This window comes from Rhodococcus sp. 27YEA15 (assembly GCF_049739425.1).
GTDB lineage: Bacteria > Actinomycetota > Actinomycetes > Mycobacteriales > Mycobacteriaceae > Rhodococcus_F.
This window is the reverse complement of record NZ_JBMHHW010000001.1, coordinates 2,341,582-2,358,311: the sequence shown is the minus strand read 5'-3', so window position 1 is coordinate 2,358,311 and position 16,730 is coordinate 2,341,582. Positions and strand designations below refer to the sequence as shown.

The 16,730-nt window shown below is 64.8% G+C and carries 10 protein-coding genes; 5 read left to right on the top strand and 5 right to left on the bottom strand.

The window, feature by feature from the left end:
* The first annotated feature begins 72 nt into the window (after positions 1-72).
* Both mshC and ABH922_RS10805 read left to right on the top strand, forming a co-directional pair.
* Positions 73-1,314 (top strand): cysteine--1-D-myo-inosityl 2-amino-2-deoxy-alpha-D-glucopyranoside ligase, encoded by a 1,242-nt coding sequence (gene mshC / locus ABH922_RS10810; protein ID WP_424806923.1) that lies wholly within the window; start codon positions 73-75, stop codon positions 1,312-1,314.
* A gap of 117 nt (positions 1,315-1,431) precedes the next feature.
* Positions 1,432-1,887 (top strand): DoxX family protein, encoded by a 456-nt coding sequence (locus ABH922_RS10805; RefSeq protein ID WP_424806922.1) that lies wholly within the window; start codon positions 1,432-1,434, stop codon positions 1,885-1,887.
* Positions 1,888-1,946: 59 nt separating this feature from the next.
* Here the strand turns inward: ABH922_RS10805 and ABH922_RS10800 are convergent, their stop codons facing one another.
* The 5 genes from ABH922_RS10800 to ABH922_RS10780 form a co-directional block, all read right to left on the bottom strand.
* Positions 1,947-6,125 (bottom strand): TIGR02680 family protein, encoded by a 4,179-nt coding sequence (locus ABH922_RS10800; protein ID WP_424806921.1) that lies wholly within the window; start codon positions 6,123-6,125, stop codon positions 1,947-1,949.
* The gene (locus ABH922_RS10795) at positions 6,122-7,564 is read right to left on the bottom strand and encodes a DUF2398 family protein (protein ID WP_424806920.1); all 1,443 of its coding nucleotides are present in this window, start codon (positions 7,562-7,564) and stop codon (positions 6,122-6,124) included. Before ABH922_RS10795 ends, ABH922_RS10800 begins: the two co-directional genes overlap by 4 nt.
* Positions 7,561-9,012: a TIGR02677 family protein gene (locus ABH922_RS10790; RefSeq protein WP_424809629.1), complete on the bottom strand. Its 1,452-nt coding sequence runs from the start codon at positions 9,010-9,012 to the stop codon at positions 7,561-7,563. The genes ABH922_RS10795 and ABH922_RS10790 overlap by 4 nt, the downstream gene beginning before the upstream one ends.
* A gap of 114 nt (positions 9,013-9,126) precedes the next feature.
* A complete protein-coding gene (locus ABH922_RS10785; RefSeq protein WP_424806919.1) occupies positions 9,127-10,212 on the bottom strand; it encodes a helix-turn-helix domain-containing protein in 1,086 nt (361 codons plus the stop codon).
* A gap of 311 nt (positions 10,213-10,523) precedes the next feature.
* Positions 10,524-11,531, bottom strand: a complete 1,008-nt coding sequence (locus ABH922_RS10780) for a PAC2 family protein (protein ID WP_424806918.1) — start codon at positions 11,529-11,531, stop codon at positions 10,524-10,526.
* A 51-nt stretch (positions 11,532-11,582) separates the two neighbouring features.
* Here ABH922_RS10780 and metH point away from each other — a divergent pair, with 51 nt between their 5' ends.
* The 3 genes from metH to ABH922_RS10765 are packed head-to-tail and all read left to right on the top strand — an operon-like array spanning position 11,583 to position 16,725.
* Positions 11,583-15,152, top strand: coding sequence for a methionine synthase (metH, locus tag ABH922_RS10775; protein WP_424806917.1), 3,570 nt, complete (start codon positions 11,583-11,585; stop codon positions 15,150-15,152).
* Positions 15,145-15,852, top strand: a complete 708-nt coding sequence (locus ABH922_RS10770; protein WP_424806916.1) for an HAD family hydrolase — start codon at positions 15,145-15,147, stop codon at positions 15,850-15,852. The genes metH and ABH922_RS10770 overlap by 8 nt, the downstream gene beginning before the upstream one ends.
* A 12-nt stretch (positions 15,853-15,864) precedes the next feature.
* Positions 15,865-16,725 carry a rhodanese-related sulfurtransferase gene (locus tag ABH922_RS10765; protein WP_424806915.1) on the top strand — a complete coding sequence of 287 codons (861 nt, stop codon included), beginning with the start codon at positions 15,865-15,867 and terminating at the stop codon, positions 16,723-16,725.
* Positions 16,726-16,730 lie beyond the last annotated feature (5 nt).

Genomic DNA, 16,730 nt, shown 5'->3' with positions numbered 1-16,730 from the left:
GAGCGGTTGTGGGGTGCCTCGATCGGCCAACACCTTTCGACGCTCGCAACGGCCTCCACTAGGCTCTTCGTCATGCAGTCTTGGTCCGATACCGCACTCCCGTCCGTTCCCGGTCAGGGTCCGCCGTTGCGGCTGTACGACACAGCCGACCGTCAGGTTCGCCCGGTCACCCCCGGTAAAACGGCAACCATGTACGTGTGCGGCATCACACCGTACGACGCCACCCATCTCGGTCACGCCGCCACCTATCTTGCGTTCGATCTCGTGAACCGCCTGTGGCGCGATGCCGGCCATGACGTCCATTACGTCCAGAACGTCACCGACGTCGACGATCCGCTGTTCGAGCGCGCTGCGCGCGACAACGAGGACTGGATCGTGCTGGGCATGCGTGAGACGGCGCTGTTCCGTGAAGACATGGAGGCGCTACGCGTTTTGCCGCCGAAGGATTACATCGGTGCGGTCGAGTCGATCGACGAGGTGATCGAGCTGGTCGAGAAGTTCCTCGCCTCCGGCGCCGCGTACACGGTCGACGACGCCCAGTTCCCCGACGTCTACTTCAGTGCCGACGCCACCGAGCAGTTCGGATACGAGTCCGGTTACGACCGCGCGACGATGGAGAAGTTCTTCGCCGAGCGCGGTGGAGATCCGGATCGTCCCGGCAAGCGGAACCCGCTCGACGCGCTGGTCTGGCGCGCCGAGCGGCCGGGGGAGCCGTCCTGGCCGTCGCCGTTCGGTCCGGGTCGTCCTGGCTGGCACATCGAGTGTGCTGCGATCGCACTCAACCGCATCGGCTCGGGTTTCGACATCCAGGGCGGCGGCAGCGACCTGATTTTCCCGCATCACGAATTCTCGGCTGCACATGCCGAATCTGCCACGGGGGATCGGCGTTTCGCACGACACTACGTCCATACCGGCATGATCGGCTTGGACGGCGAGAAGATGTCGAAGAGCCGCGGAAATCTGGTGTTCGTGTCCAAGCTCCGCGGTGAAGGTGTTGATCCGGCTGCGATCCGGCTCGGGTTGCTCTCGGGGCACTACCGGCAGGACCGGGCGTGGACGGGGCAGGTTCTCGAGGCCGCACAGGCTCGTGTTGCATTGTGGCGTCGCGCCGCAGCCCTGACCTCCGCACAGTCGGTTACCGATACGGTGGCGCGGTTGCGTCAGCACCTGGCGGACGATCTCGATACCCCCAAGGCTCTCGACGCTCTGGACGGATGGGCGACCCGCGCAATCGAGGGTGGCGGCTCGGATTCGCAGGCACCGGCCGATTTTGCCGATGCCGTCGATGCACTGCTGGGGATTTCGCTTCGCTGAACCCAGACTGCTGTGCGCCTTTGTCAACCTCCCGGGGTTGACCAAGACGCACAGCAGACTGGTTGAGTATTAAACCTAGGGAAGCCATGCCTTACTAAGGTGTGCCATACTTTTCCGGTGAACAAAACACTGAATATCGGTGCACCATGGGCAATAGGAGCTTTTCGGGTAGTTGTCGGGTTTCTGTTTCTGTGTCACGGCTTGTCGACACTCTTTGCGTGGCCGGTCGCTCCGTGGGGCGGGCAGACGTCGACGTGGACGGACTGGCCCGGTGGGTGGGCGGCCGTCATCGAGTTGGTCGGCGGAATTCTGATCATCGTCGGATTCGGCACTCGCACTGCAGCTTTCATCGGATCCGGGTCGATGGCCGTCGCGTACTTCTGGAAGCATCAGTCCGACGGTGTCCTGCCGATCCAGAACGACGGTGACTCGGTGGTTCTCTTCTGCTGGGCGCTGCTCCTTCTGGTGTTCATCGGACCGGGCGCTGCAGCACTGAGTAATGTGCTCGGGCGCACTCGCTCGGAATCGACGCCGGAAGCGGACTCCGAGTCGGAACTGGTCACGAGCGCGTAAACTTCACACAGGGGAAGGTGCAGTGGTCGAAGGTCAACCCTTCGACCACTGCACGTCTGTCAGAGCAATTCCAGTGCGCCTTCTGTAGGTGCAGGCACTCGACGTCGCAAGGGCGAGCCGAGCGCTCGCGCGAGGTCGGTCCCGTCGTGTTCGGCGAGCAGCTCACCGTTCGACCACACCAGCAGCGCGGCGCTGACGGCCTGCTCGGCGGTCGAATGCGCGAGGTCGTAATGGGCACAGCCGGGCACGTCCGCGTAGGTGATCCACAGGTCGTATCCCGTCATGAACAGGTCCAGATCGAACTGCACACTCAGGCCGAGCAGCTCGCTGCGGCCGTTGTCGTCGACACCGGCGAAGGCCTCGTCCAGTGCGAGCAGTCTCGGTGCGTGTGGATCCGCCGAATCGAGCATGACGTGGGCTGCCGCGAAAAGCGGTAGATGCAGCGATACCGACTGCTCGCCACCGGAGAGCGCGCTGTGTCGGGCCACCGTGAGCCGGTCTTCCTTGCCCTCACCGCTGACGAGTGTGAAGGAAAAGACCCGCCACTGCCGGTAGTCCAGTGCCGAGGACAAGATCTCCGGGTACGACCGTTCCGGGTGGGCAGCGCGGGCATTGCGGATTCGGGTAGCGAAATGTGCTCGTAGGGTGGCTAGTTCGTCCACACTGAGCGCCGACGCATCCCGATCGAGCAGCTTCGATATCGCCCGCGAGCTGTCGTCGAGGTTGTCGGCGAGAACCCAGTGCACACCGATCGTGCTGCCCGAGGACATGCGCCTCTCGCGCATCTCGGTACCCATCTGTGAGATCAGCACCCGTGCGTCGGCGGTGCGTTCGTGAATCTGCTGCGCGAGACCGGTCAGCAACGCGTCCTCGAGGATGCGGCGCTCGGACTCGGTGAGTAGTTGCTGCTGATCGCTGCGCGCGTCGTGGATTCGGACCGCGAACTCGCCGATCGACGAATACCCCTGATCATCTTGCACCCGGACGACGGTGAGCCCGTCCGGTGCGTCCCATTGCAGGCGGTAGTCCTGGCCGGCTGCGGCGAGTTGGGCGTCGAATTCCTGCAGCGCCGCCGTCAATGCCGTGCGGGTTGCCTTGCGGGCACCGTCGGTGACTCGGACGGTCGAGGTGGCGGCGTCGAGCGCCCGGTACAGGCGGTCGACGTCCTCGGGCAGGATCGGCTGGTGCGCCGTGGTCTCGTCGCTGCGGTCCTCGTTCTGGATGCGGAAGATCAACTGATCGGGCGACATCCACGCTGCGGAACTCGACGGCCACGAAAGGTGATCTTCGATGCCGAGCAGACGCAGCAGATCCGGGCGGGCGTACGGCGCGAGCCGTTCGGCGTCGCTGCGGGTTTCCGTCAGCGTGTGGCGCAGCGTTTCGACGGCGGTGTTGTAGGCACCCTCGGCCGTGCCGATCTGGAGGACGGCAGCGTCGTACGCCTTTCGTGCGCCGCGTTGTTCGACCTTGAATTCCTCGATCTCGGCCCGTGCTTTCGCGAGGTCGAGGTCGATCTGCTCGGCGCTGGCACCGAGAGAGTCACGGAGAGTGTCGAGTCGTTGTACCTGCTGTAGCAGGCTCTCTTCGGCGATTGCCGCCTCTTCGGCGAATTCCTCGGCATTGGCGCGGGACTCGTCGAGTCGATCACGGGACTCGTGCTCGAGTTCCACCTCCTTGGCGTGCTCGCGTCGGCAGCGCAGCGCGAGTTCGCCCTGCTTCTCGAAATGCCGGATCGCTGCAGCCAGTGAATCCAGTTCGCGACTGTCGTGCGGTGTTCGGTGCGCCGACGCGATCGTGCGGAGATGCTTCTCCTTCGCCTTGAGGTCGGTGATCGCGCCGTCGAGTTCACGCTGCGCTGATTGCGCGGCCTCGGACCGGGTGCGCAACGCGCCCGCCGATTCGGCCACCGACGTCAAGGCACGCAGGATCGAACCGGTCCTGGGTAATTCCTTCGCAGCGGCATTGACCTGTGCGAGCGTCCTCGTGATGTCGGCGACCAACGCCGTGGCCTGCTCGACGGCCACCGCGAGATCTTCGAGGGCGACGTCGATCTCGGTGATGCGCACCGCCCGACGACGCGCCCGCGCGGTGGTGCCGATGTACTCGGCGTCCGCCTTGACGTGGCGACCTCGGGCGACACCGTGCCAGAAGCGGCCGTCGACGCCGATCGCGACGTTCGAATCGGTGTCACCGCCCGACTCGACCACGGCAACCGATTCGAGGATCGCGTGGACCTGCGCATCGGGGACGTCCGCGTTGCCCTCGACCTCGAGGACGTCGGCCAGGGTGCGCCCGGTGGGGCGCTGCTGCGCAGGCAGCGCCGTGAGGAACTGTTCGCTGAGGTGCTCGGGAATCTCGGCGTCCGGACATACCCAGCCGTCGAGCAGATTGGCCGCCTGCAGTGCGGATTCGATACCGGTGGCCACGTCGGGTTCGACAGTGTCGGCGAAGCGCACCAGCTGCCAGAACGGCGCGCCGACGAGAGCGCTGCGATTGTCGGTGCGCGCGAGGAACATCGGTGGGGCGTCGTCGTGCTCCGCGGAGACTGCCGCGCGTTCGGCCTTCAGCGTCGCGATGGTCGAGTGTGCTGCCGAGATGTCCGCTTCGGCTGCTCGTCGCCGCTCGCGCAGCGCTTCGGTGCCGGCTTCGGTGCGTTCTGCCAGAACCGCGGCCAGTGCCGGTGCGTCCTCGTGGCCGATGTCGACCAGCGCGGCGTCGAGTTCGGTGAACAGCGACGCGTCCGCCCCGACGGCGGTGAAGAGCGCCGAGTGCTCGGTCCACCACGAGCGAAGTCCACTCGCACACTCATTGCGGGCGAGCTCGACGGCTGCTTCGCCCTCGAGCACAGCTGCCTTGGCCGCTTCGAGAAGCTCGTGGCCGCGTCGTGAGCTGTTGTCGGCCCGAGTACGTTCCGTCGCAGCCTTGTCGACGGTTCCGAGCGCTGCACGAACCACGCGGACGTCGCCGTCGCGTTCTTCGGCGTGTCCGCGCACCGCCGCAGTGATCTGATCGCTGCGCGAGCCGTCCGGCAGGGGAGTCCACAGGATGCCCGCGTCGTCCGCTGCCGCCCGTAGTTCGTCCTCCGCGCGAGCGAGAGCTTCGGCGGTTCGTTTCACCGAGGACGCGGCTTTCTCGGCCTCGTCGCCACGCTGCGCGAGCGCTGCCTGGGCTTTGCGTGACTTGTCGGCCTGTTGCTCGGTGGAGAGCTTGAGCGTGGCGACGGCCTGGGCCAGGTCGTCGAGCTGTTGCTTACCTTCGTAAGCGCTCGAGCGTTGCAGCGCTTCGACATTCGCGCGAGCGTTGTCGAGGGCTTGTTCTGATTTGTTGAATCGTTCCTCGGCCACAGCACGTGCGTGCAGGCTCTTGGCCTGCGCCAGGGCGGATTCGTCCATCGCGGCGATCCCGCGGGTCACCGCGTCCAGCCGGGTGCGGACCTGTTCGATCTCGCCGCGCGATTGCTGACGCAGATACTTCGTGTAGACGCCGATGAAACTTTGCGCGGCCTGATCGGCGGCGGCGAGTCCTTCGAGGGCGCGACCGACCTCTTCCATGTCGCTGAACGAGCGTGCCGCCTCGAGCACCAACTGGTCGTCGAGTGGCCGCAAGCCGTCGGTGAGTGCCTGCGAGAGGCCCTTCGGGTCGAGGTTCTTCGCGAGCTGTGGTCGACGCAGCGTCAGGATGAGGTTGATCAGCTGGTCGTAGCGCTGCACCCCGAGCCCGAACATGCGGGCGTCGATCGAGGTGCGGTAGTCGAGCGGACGGTCCGTGATGGCGTCGCTGCCGAGTTGTTCGGCCAGCTGCTTCTTCGTCAGCGGTCGGTCATCGCTGCCGATCAGGGAAAAGTCCACTCCGACCCGCCCGTCCGCAACGAAGTACCAGCGGGTGACCTTGTCATTGGTGCGGGTGGCGCGCATGCCGATGCCGACGGTGACCGCTTCCGGGTCCTCGGCGCTGCCACGGCAGAACTCCATCCACACGTACGAGTACGCGCTGTCCTGGCCGCGATACAGCAGATTCGACTTCATGGTGCGCTCTTCACCGGCGAACGGGTTGAGTCGACGCGGTTCGATCCGGCCGTCGAAGACGAACGGGAACAACACCTCGAGGGCTTTGGTCTTGCCCGAACCGTTGGGACCGCGCAGCACGAGACGACCGTCGGCGAAGGAGAATTCCTGGTCCCGGTAGTCCCAGAGATTGATGATCCCGGCCCGGGTAGGTCGGAAGCGGGCGTTGCTCATACGGTCTCTACCTCTGATAGTGCGCCGGTGGTATCGGTGTCGAATTCGTCGACGGAATCGGGAGCGGAATTGTCCACCGCGAAGTCGATGTGGGGGTCGCGTTCACGCACACTGACCACGACGTCGCGGTATCGGGCGAGGACGGGAAGAACCAGTACACCGCCTGGTACCGCGTGGGTCAGCCGCAGCCGCTCGAGCAGGCCGAGAGACTGTTTACGCAGACCGTCGTGGTCGGCCTGCCATTGCGCGGCGAACGTGCGCCCGAACTGGTCGACCAGTTCGGTGACCTTGGCGGACAGCCAGTGATCATCGATCATCGGGTACCGTACAGGTTCCGGTGGTTCAGCGACTTCGGTTGGAGGCAAAGTGAATTCGTCGTCGAACTCGGGATCGGCAAGATCTACGAAGATTCCGACCTCGGGGATCGCGGCATCAAGTTCTCCGATCAGATGATCGTCGGACACCTCGGGTAACGGACGCTGCTCGAGGGTCGGTGCGTCGACGTCGAGAACCCGATCGCAGATCTCCCCTGCCAGCAGCAGTGCCACTTGAGCGACGGTGCCGGTACTGGGGAATCTCACATCCGACAGGCGCCCGGTGGGATCGATCATCGCGATACCCTCGGCTCGGCGCTCGGCCACCAGTCCTGTCAGAAGTTCCACCTCTGCAGTGGTTTTCGGCTGTGCCAGCGCGATCAGCTCATGCTGGTCCAGTTCTCCGGCCAAGACCACCGGACGTTCCACCAGGGCACGGCGCACTCGACGCCCGATTTCTTTGGCGTCCACGGGAACTCCGTCGTCCTCGGCTGCAGTCGAGGTCTGCGCCGCGAGCAGTCCCCGGATGGAATGCAGATGTTGCAGCGCTCGGGGCGGCCGGAACAATGCCACGACGACAGACCGGTCGATGTCGTAGAGCGCTTCTCCCGCTTGTGGATTCGATGCCCAGCCGTTCGCGTCGCCGTCGGCGAGGGTGATGGCTCCACGAACTCCGAGCCAGCCGACGGCATCGACGAAGGCGTCTCGGTCCGCTGCACGATCGGTGGACAGCTCGATACCGTCGACCTGCGCGGCATCGGCGGCCACGTGATCGGCCAACTCCGAGAGCGTGATCTGGCTACCGGCCCGACCCAATGCGGCCAGAGACAACGCCAGATAGGAATAGCGAGTGCGATCGAACGTCCGTTCCGTCGCGGTACGTGCCGGTGCGGTCGGGTCGAGGCGATCGGAGACCGTGAACAACCGAGCTGTGGTCTCGGTGACCTCGAGCCGGTATCCGAACAATTCGAGCAGGTCATCACGCAGTTCTGTGGCCCACCGGCGAAGCAGCGGCAGCGCCGCCCGGTCCGGGTACGACGTGGTGACCAGGTGATTCGACAACGCGACCCGGGCGGCGCGCTGATACGAGTCCAAGGCGAGGGGACTGATTTCGCGAGCTCTCATCGAACGCTGACCTCGATACCGTCGAGATGCATGCGCCCGCGTGCCGTCTTGATCGTGGTGGAGCCGTCGGACGGGCTCAGTGTCAACTTCACTCCGTTCTCACTTCCGGTGGAACTGTTCACCCGGCCGGACACCGGAACCCGGGCCGTCAACGCGGCATTGAGCAGGCTCAGGAGAACCTCGGTCTCCTGTTCGCCCAACTCGCGTTCGTACACACCGTTGGACGCCAAGGAGTGCGCGGCGGCGCTTCGCCTGCGCTGGGCGGCCAGTTGTTCATCGCGCAGGCGTCGGACGCTTCCCTCGTTTCGGGCCACTTTTCCCGGCAGACCGGGGGAGGGCGGCCGTCCCGTCTCGGCGAGAGTACGGGCGATTTCCACCGGCGGCGCCTCCCACCATGAACGCGAGTGCGAGATGATGTCCGCGTCGGGATGCATCATCGACAGGTGTCGTGGCCGACCCAGATCGAATACTGCCTGGAAGAGCGCGTGCGCGGCGTCCTCGGACGGGGTGGCGGCGAACCAGCCGGCCAGGTGCCGAAGCTGACTTTCCCGGCTCACACCGCCGCGACGTGTTTCGGTGACCCGGCGCAGGAGTGAGAGGACAGCCGCAATGGCACTCATGGTGCCCTCACGTAGGCGCTCCGATTCGCTGATCCCCGATTCGGCGGCGACGAACCAGGCGGTCAACCCGCGCCATCGGGTCGCCCAGTCGTCTTCCCGCTCGGTGACCGGCACGAACACCCGCTCGTCGCTGGCGGCGGCCAGACGGATCATTCGATCGACGCCGGTGGCTTCCACATTCTCGATCGCGACCTTGAGTTTCGGTGCATACCGCGCCAGATCGGAGCTGAACTCCCGCATATGCGTGAGCAGTGCGTCTTTGTGGGTCAAGAACGCTTCCGGGGTGATTTCCGTGGTGCGAACCAGGTCCCCCAGCGTCAGATAGAAGTGCGCTGCCCGATCGGCCATGTCGGAGAGGGTCGAGTCGAGGCGCTTGAGCTTGCGGAAGATCAGATCGCCGTCCGAGGTTCGGTTCGCCTCGGCCAACTCCGACATGTCCGCGAGCAGATCGGGTAGCGCGAGGCGGGAGAGTGACGCCGAATCCAGACGGGCCGCCAGGACGTCCTCGACAGACCGGTAGACCTGATACCCGATCTGCCCGAACTGATAGACGAAATGCCGATTGCGGTACTCGGCCAGCGAGGCCGCGCGGGTGCCGTCGTAGCTCCGCTCGAGGATTTCCCAGACGTGAAGCTGATCCAACAGGGGAGCGACCTCGGCCGCCGAAAGCGTGGCTGCGGGATCCGAGCCGCCGATCTTCTCCAGAATCTGGGCGACGGAACCTGCGTGCAGGAGCACCGTGTAGTTGGCGCGGGCGTGATCGAATGCGCGCAGCACCCACAGGTACTCGGCGCGCTTCTCCGCGACGGTGAAGGAGAACAGCTTCAATCGACTGGCATCGGCGTATCCAGGAGCACCGGCCGCGTTCCCCGCCTCGTCGCTGCCCGGTGCACGCGTATCTGTCACCATGACAGGGTAGGCGAGAGAAGCATTCGACAATGCCTACGGTCGATCCTTGGCAGGGGACGCGGCGCGTCGCCACTGCGATTCGTTCTCGATCATCCACCTCAGTAGGTGATCCGCCGCTGCTTCGTCGCCGTCCGGGCCGGCCACCAGATCGGCGAATGCCTGACTGGGCGCGACGATGCGGATGCCGTCGCGGGTCAGTATCCGATCGAATGCCGACGGGGACAGCGGCGCGGTGATCCACACGTCACCCCCGGCTTCTACGCGTCGCAGGCCGAGGGCGTCGGCGAACTGATCGACGTTGTCGGCGTGGAAGTGAGCACGCCGAGTCGGAGCGTAGCGGGCGAACGGTGCGGCAGCCACGGACGCGGTGGCCGCATAGATGTGCCCACTGAGATTGCGGAGTCGGTCGAACAGCTGTTCCAGTCCGTCCGGGGCGTGAAATTCGTGCGCCGTTGGCGCCTTGGCGGCGCAGTCCACGGCCCATTCCCGCAGCATCGTCGGCCAGCGGACGTCGCCGATACCTCCGCGGGGGAGTCTGGTCACAAGTTCACGGTCGTCGAGGGTCTGTACCACTCGGTACGTGGCTCCCGTCGACGAACCGGCCAGCCGCACCAGCGCCGTGATCGCCAACGGCGGCGCATAGTCGGCCAGCGCCCGGACCACTCGGGCGGACGGATCACCGGTCAATTGCCCGGACGGTCTACCAGGGCCGCGCCACGGATCGGCGTCGGCGCCGCGTCCGCGCACCCAGACGGCGGGGCGGTCGGCACTGAGCGAGACGTTCCCGGTGGCGTCGGCGTACGAGATCGAGTGGGAGTCGAGCTGACGGCGCACCGGCTCTGACAAATATTTGGAACAGACGAACCCGGCCTGCCCGGTGGGGAAGCGTTCGGCGATACCGGGAACGTCGCTGCTCAGCACGCCGTGAGCGGCGTAGACGCCGAACCGCGCCACCGAGCCCTCGGGGGAGCGAAGGTCCAGGCGGAGGGGGGCCTCGGAGAGATCGGGGGAGCGCTGAGTGGACAGCGACCAGGTGGGTGGCAGGTTTTCCTCGATCACGGCGACGGATCGCCGAAAAATATCGATGGGGCGTTCGGGTTCCGATTCGGACTCACTCATCTTTCCATACTATCAATATCTGTCGATGACGGAAACACCTGCTTTCCCGAATATTCGGCATCCAGTTCCCAGGCACCACGGGGGTACAGAAACCACGTCACTCACCAAACTCGAAAATAAGGATGCATCAGCAACGACACCGGGCGGGAACGACCCCGATGGCACTGCTTCCCTCCTGGGATCGCTGCTGATCCCAGGAGGGAAGTGGGGGAAACGCGCTTCGACGCTACCGACGTCAGATGTAGACCGCCGCCACGCACGAACCGAGAAATGTCTTGTTCAGCAGGGGGAGCCGCCCGAGAAGTTTTCGATCACAGACCGAAGCTGCCCGGGCCTCTGCGTCGGAGATAGCGCTCGAACTCGGCCGCGATCGCGTCGCCGTCGATCTTGGAGATAGCGTCGCTGATATCGGTTTCCGCATCGCCCCGTTCTTCGAGAGTGCGCACGTAGTCGCCGATCTCCTCGTCGTCGACGGTCATTTCGTTGACCGCCTCCTCCCAGTCCTCGGCCTGGCCGGGAAGCTCACCCAGGGGAACCTCGATATCGAGAACGTCCTCGACCCGTTGCAGGAGCGCCACAGTGGCTTTGGGATTGGGCGGTTGCGAGACGTAGTGCGGCACCGCCGCCCAGAAGGAGATTGCAGGTACACCGGCCCGGACGCATTCGTCCTGCAGCACACCGGTGATGCCGGTCGGCCCCTCGTAACGTGTCTGTTCGAGATTGAACCGGGCGGCGGACTCACTGCTGTACGCGGTTCCGGTCACCGGCACCGGACGGGTGTGGGGGGTGTCCGCCAACAGCGCACCCAGGATGACCACGGTTTTGACGTTCAACTGATCGATCAGTTCGAGGAGGTCCTCGCAAAAACTCCGCCAACGCATGTTCGGTTCGATACCGCGAAGCAGCACTATGTCGCTTTCGCTCCCGGGTGGGGAGCACACCGACAGACGAGTGGCGGGCCAGACGATTTCACGGGTCACGCCGTCGACCTGGCGAACCATCGGCCGGTTCACCTGGTAGTCGTAGTAGTCCTCGGAATCGAGCTCTGCCAACGGCTGCGCATCCCAGATGAGCTCGAGGTGCTCGACGGCTCCGCTCGCCGCGTCGCCGGCATCGTTCCACCCTTCGAACGCGGCTACCAGGATGGGATCACGCAGTACAGGGATGTCGGTCGGCACACCGTCGTCGTCGACGAGGGAAAAGCCGTCCACGAGGGAAAAGCCGTCCACGACGGGAAAGCCCTCCGCGCTCGCGGAGGCGTCGGTAGGGTGGGGATCGACCGGGCCGTCTGGGGTGACGGGGAACTCACTTGGACTCACCCACCCAGCCTACGGCCAGGCTCTGTCGGTGCGCCCACTACTCTTGTGGTTATGTCTGCCCCATTTAACTCTTCCCTGCTTGATGCGTTGAAACAGCGCGTTGTCATCGGCGACGGAGCGATGGGCACCATGTTGCAGGCCGCGGATCTGACTCTCGACGATTTCCTCGGACTAGAGGGGTGCAACGAGATTCTCAACGACACCCGCCCTGACGTGCTCAAAGACATTCACCGCGCGTACTTCGCCGCGGGTGCCGATGCCGTTGAGACCAACACATTCGGTTGCAACCTGCCCAACCTCGCCGACTACGATATTTCACACCGGATCCGCGAATTGTCGGAGAAAGGTACGGCTCTGGCCCGCGAGGTCGCCGACGAAATGGGGCCAGGCCGCGACGGCCTGGCGCGTTTCGTACTCGGCTCACTGGGCCCGGGAACCAAGTTGCCCAGTCTTGGGCATGCACCGTACGCGGTGCTGCGTGATGCCTACACCGAGGCCGCTCTCGGAATGATCGACGGCGGTGCCGACGCCATCCTGGTGGAAACGTGCCAGGACCTCCTGCAGGTGAAGGCTGCGATTCTCGGTAGCCGGCGTGCGATGGAGCAGCTGGGCCTGCGGTTGCCGATCATCACTCACGTCACCGTCGAAACCACCGGGACCATGCTGCTCGGTAGCGAGATCGGTGCGGCGTTGACCGCGCTGGAACCGCTCGGCATCGACATGATCGGCCTCAACTGTGCGACCGGTCCCGCCGAGATGAGTGAGCACCTGCGCCATCTCTCCAAGTTCTCGACCCTCCCGGTCTCGGTGATGCCCAACGCCGGCCTCCCACAGCTCGGCCCCAAGGGCGCCGAGTACCCGTTGACCGCCGACGAGTTGGCAGTGGCCCTGAGCGGATTCGTCTCCGAATTCGGTTTGGGGTTGGTCGGGGGCTGCTGTGGCACCACCCCCGAGCACATCAGTGCAGTCGCCGAGGCCGTCCGTCTGGTGGAGAAGGCGCAGCGGTCGCCTGTTCACGAGCCGAGCACGTCGTCGCTGTACACCGCGGTGCCGTTCGAACAGGATTCCAGCATCCTGATGATCGGTGAACGCACCAACACCAACGGCTCCAAGGCTTTCCGTGAAGCAATGATCGCCGAGGACTACCAGAAGTGCCTCGACATCGCGAAGGACCAGACCCGCGACGGCGCTCACATGCTCGATCTGAATGTCGACTACGTGGGCCGTGACGGTGCTGTGGACATGTCCGCGCTGGCCAGTCGGTTCGCCACGTCGTCGACACTGCCGATCATGCTCGACTCCACCGAACCGGCGGTTCTGCAGGCAGGTCTCGAGCATCTCGGTGGCCGCTGCGCGGTCAACTCGGTCAACTACGAGGACGGCGCAGGCCCCGATTCGCGTTTCCACAAGATCATGACGCTGGTCAAGGAACACGGTGCGGCCGTGGTCGCGCTGACCATCGACGAGGAGGGTCAGGCTCGCACCGCCGAGACCAAGGTCGCGATCGCTCGGCGTCTCATCGAAGACATCAAGGGAAACTGGGGTCTGGCGGAGTCCGACATCATCGTCGACGCCTTGACCTTCCCGATCTCCACCGGGCAGGAAGAGGTGCGCCGCGACGGCATCGAGACCATCGAAGCCATTCGGCAGCTCAAGGCGCAATACCCGGATCTGCACTTCACGCTGGGTATCTCCAACATCTCGTTCGGCCTCAACCCGGCGGCGCGTCAGGTGCTGAACTCGGTGTTCCTACACGAGTGCACCGAGGCCGGGCTCGACACGGCCATCGTGCACGCGTCGAAGATCCTGCCCATGGCTCGGATTCCGGACGAGCACCGCGAGACGGCGCTCGATCTGGTCTACGACCGACGCCGCGAGGGCTACGATCCGCTGCAAAAGCTGATGGCACTGTTCGAGGGTGTGTCGGCGGCGTCGGCACGTGAGTCACGAGCGCAGGAACTTGCCGGGCTTCCTCTGTTCGAGCGGTTGGAATCACGCATCGTCGACGGTGAACGCAATGGCCTCGGCGACGACCTCACCGAGGCGATGAAGGAAAAGTCGCCCATCGAGATCATCAACGAGACACTGCTTTCCGGCATGAAGACTGTCGGTGAACTGTTCGGCTCCGGACAGATGCAACTGCCGTTCGTGCTCCAGTCCGCCGAAGTGATGAAAGCTGCCGTGGCGTTCCTCGAGCCGCACATGGAAGCCACCGACGACGACGGCAAGGGTCGATTGGTCATCGCGACGGTCAAGGGTGACGTCCACGACATCGGCAAGAACCTCGTCGACATCATCTTGAGCAACAACGGCTACGACGTGGTGAACCTGGGCATCAAGCAACCCATCGCGACCATCCTCGATGCCGCGATCGAACACAAGGCCGACGTCATCGGTATGTCCGGGCTGCTCGTCAAGTCGACCGTGGTGATGAAGGACAACCTCAAGGAATTGAACTCGCGCGGTGTCGCCGAGAAGTTCCCGGTTCTGCTCGGCGGCGCGGCGTTGACGCGTTCGTACGTCGAGAACGACCTGCAGGAGGTGTACGAAGGCGACGTCAGCTACGCCCGCGACGCCTTCGAGGGTCTGAACCTGATGGATCAGATCATGACCACCAAGCGCGGTGGCGGCCCGGCCGAGGACAGTCCGGAGGCCATCGCGGCCCGCGAGAAGGCCGCCGAACGCAAGGCGCGACACGAACGGTCCAAGCGGATCGCCGAAAAGCGCAAGGCAGCCGAGGTTCCCGTGGTCCTGCCGGAACGCTCGGACGTGGCGACCGACGTCGGAGTACCGACACCGCCGTTCTGGGGAAGCCGCATCGTCAAGGGCATCTCGCTGTCCGACTACTCGGGACTGCTCGACGAGCGTGCATTGTTCCTGGGCCAGTGGGGTCTTCGTGGTCAACGCAAGGGCGACGGGCCCACATACGAAGAACTGGTCGAGACCGAGGGCCGGCCGCGGTTGCGGTACTGGCTGGACCGGTTGACGTCCGAGGGCATCCTCGCGCACGCAGCGGTGGTGTACGGATACTTCCCGGCAGTATCCGACGGCGATGACGTCATCGTGCTCACCGAACCGAAACCCGATGCGCCCGAACGATTCCGGTTCACGTATCCGCGTCAGCACCGGGGCCGTTTCCTGTGCATCGCCGACTTCGTGCGTTCCCGCAAGGACGCCGAAGCCGGCGGTCAGGTGGACGTGCTGCCGTTCCAGCTGGTCACGATGGGGCAGCCGATCGCCGATTTCGCGAACGAGTTGTTCGCGTCGAACTCGTACCGCGACTATCTCGAGGTGCACGGAATCGGTGTGCAGCTCACGGAGTCGTTGGCCGAGTACTGGCATCGGCGAGTCCGTCAGGAACTGATTCTGCCCGGCGGTCACGCCGTTGCGGACGAGGATCCGGACGCGGTCACCGGGTACTTCGACCTCGAGTATCGCGGGGCGCGGTACTCGTTCGGCTACGGCGCATGCCCCAACCTCGAAGATCGCGCCAAGCTCGTCGAACTGCTCGAACCGGGGCGTATCGGCGTCGAACTGTCCGAGGAGTTGCAGTTGCATCCGGAACAGTCCACTGATGCTTTCGTTCTCCACCACCCGGAGGCCAAGTATTTCAATGTCTGACACGGTGAGTTCCCAGACCGTCATCGCGGAGTCCGCTCTCGGTGGTGTTCTGTGGGATATGGACGGCACTTTGCTCGAGTCCGAGAAGCTGTGGGAAATCGCGTTGAGCGATTTGTCCGTGCGCCTGGGTGGGCAGATGACGGAAGCGACACGAGTCGCCGTCATCGGTGCGTCGGCGCCGTTCGCCCTGGCGACGGTGTTCGACGCACTCGGCCTCGATCAGCATCCCGAGGCGGTGGCGGAGGCGAAGGACTGGATGTACGCCCGCGTCGGCGAACTCTTCGAGGACGGTGTTCGCTGGCGTCCGGGTGCGCAGGAAGCGTTGGCGACGGTACGCGAAGCCGGGCTGCGTTCGGCCTTGGTCACCAACACCGAACGCAGTCTCGTCGATCGGGCTATGGTCATGCTCGGACCGGAGTTCTTCGACCAGTCGGTGTGCGGGGACGAGGTGGCGTTCGGTAAGCCGGCCGCCGACCCGTATCTGCGGGGTGCCCATCTGCTCGGTTTGGAGCCGTCGCAGTGCTTGGCGGTCGAGGATTCCCCGACTGGCACGGAGTCGGCCCGCGCCGCCGGGTGCGCCGTGCTGGTAGTTCCCTGCGAGGTCGATGTTCCGGCGGGGCCGGGACGGATTTTCCGGAAATCCTTGGTGGGCTTGTCCGTTCACGATCTTCGCGACGTTCACGCGAGCGCCGCCCGTTAGGCTGGATACGCAGTGGCTATTCCGAAAATCGTTCTGTTCTACCAGTTCACTCCACTCGCCGATCCGGAGGCGATCAGACTGTGGCAGCACAGTCTGGCCGAGTCCAACAATCTCACCGGCCGCATCCTGATCTCCCGGCACGGGATCAACGCGACGGTCGGCGGCGACATCGAAGCGGTCAAGCGGTACGTGCGCGGCACCCGAGGGTATGCGCCGTTCCGCACCGCCGACGTCAAGTGGTCCGACGGTCTGGGTGAGGACTTTCCGAGGCTCAGCGTCAGGGTTCGCTCCGAGATCGTGACCTTCGGGGCCCCGGACGAACTCGAGGTCGACGCAGACGGGGTGATCGGTGGTGGGGTGCACCTGGCGCCGAAGGAACTACACGAACTCGTCGACAGTCGCGGTGACGACGTGGTGTTCTTCGACGGCCGTAACGCCTTCGAAGCCGAGATCGGACGCTTCCGTGACGCGGTGGTGCCCGATGTCGCCACGACCCGGGATTTTGTCGGCGAACTCGACAGTGGCAAGTACGACCACCTCAAGGGCAAGGCAGTGGTCACGTACTGCACCGGGGGAGTGCGCTGCGAGGTGCTGTCCGCGCTGATGCGCTCACGCGGATTCGGCGAGGTCTACCAACTCGACGGCGGGATCGTCCGTTACGGCGAGACGTTCGGCGATCGTGGCCTCTGGGACGGATCGCTGTATGTGTTCGACAAGCGGATGAACATCGAGTTCACCTCGGAGGCGAAGACACTCGGAGTGTGTGCCGACTGCGGAACGCCGACCCCGCGATACCGCAACCGCGTCGACGGTGACGGCCGCACGCTGGAATTGTTGTGCGAGAGTTGCGCGCCGGACCTCGAGCAGGTCTGAGCCCG

Coding starts and splice junctions, on each gene's coding strand:
- ABH922_RS10770 (WP_424806916.1), top strand. CDS start 15,145: ATGTCTGACACGGTGAGTTCCCAGACCGTCATCGCGGAGTCCGCTCTC.
- mshC (WP_424806923.1), top strand. CDS start 73: ATGCAGTCTTGGTCCGATACCGCACTCCCGTCCGTTCCCGGTCAGGGT.
- ABH922_RS10800 (WP_424806921.1), bottom strand. CDS start 6,125: ATGAGCAACGCCCGCTTCCGACCTACCCGGGCCGGGATCATCAATCTC.
- metH (WP_424806917.1), top strand. CDS start 11,583: ATGTCTGCCCCATTTAACTCTTCCCTGCTTGATGCGTTGAAACAGCGC.
- ABH922_RS10785 (WP_424806919.1), bottom strand. CDS start 10,212: ATGAGTGAGTCCGAATCGGAACCCGAACGCCCCATCGATATTTTTCGG.
- ABH922_RS10795 (WP_424806920.1), bottom strand. CDS start 7,564: ATGAGAGCTCGCGAAATCAGTCCCCTCGCCTTGGACTCGTATCAGCGC.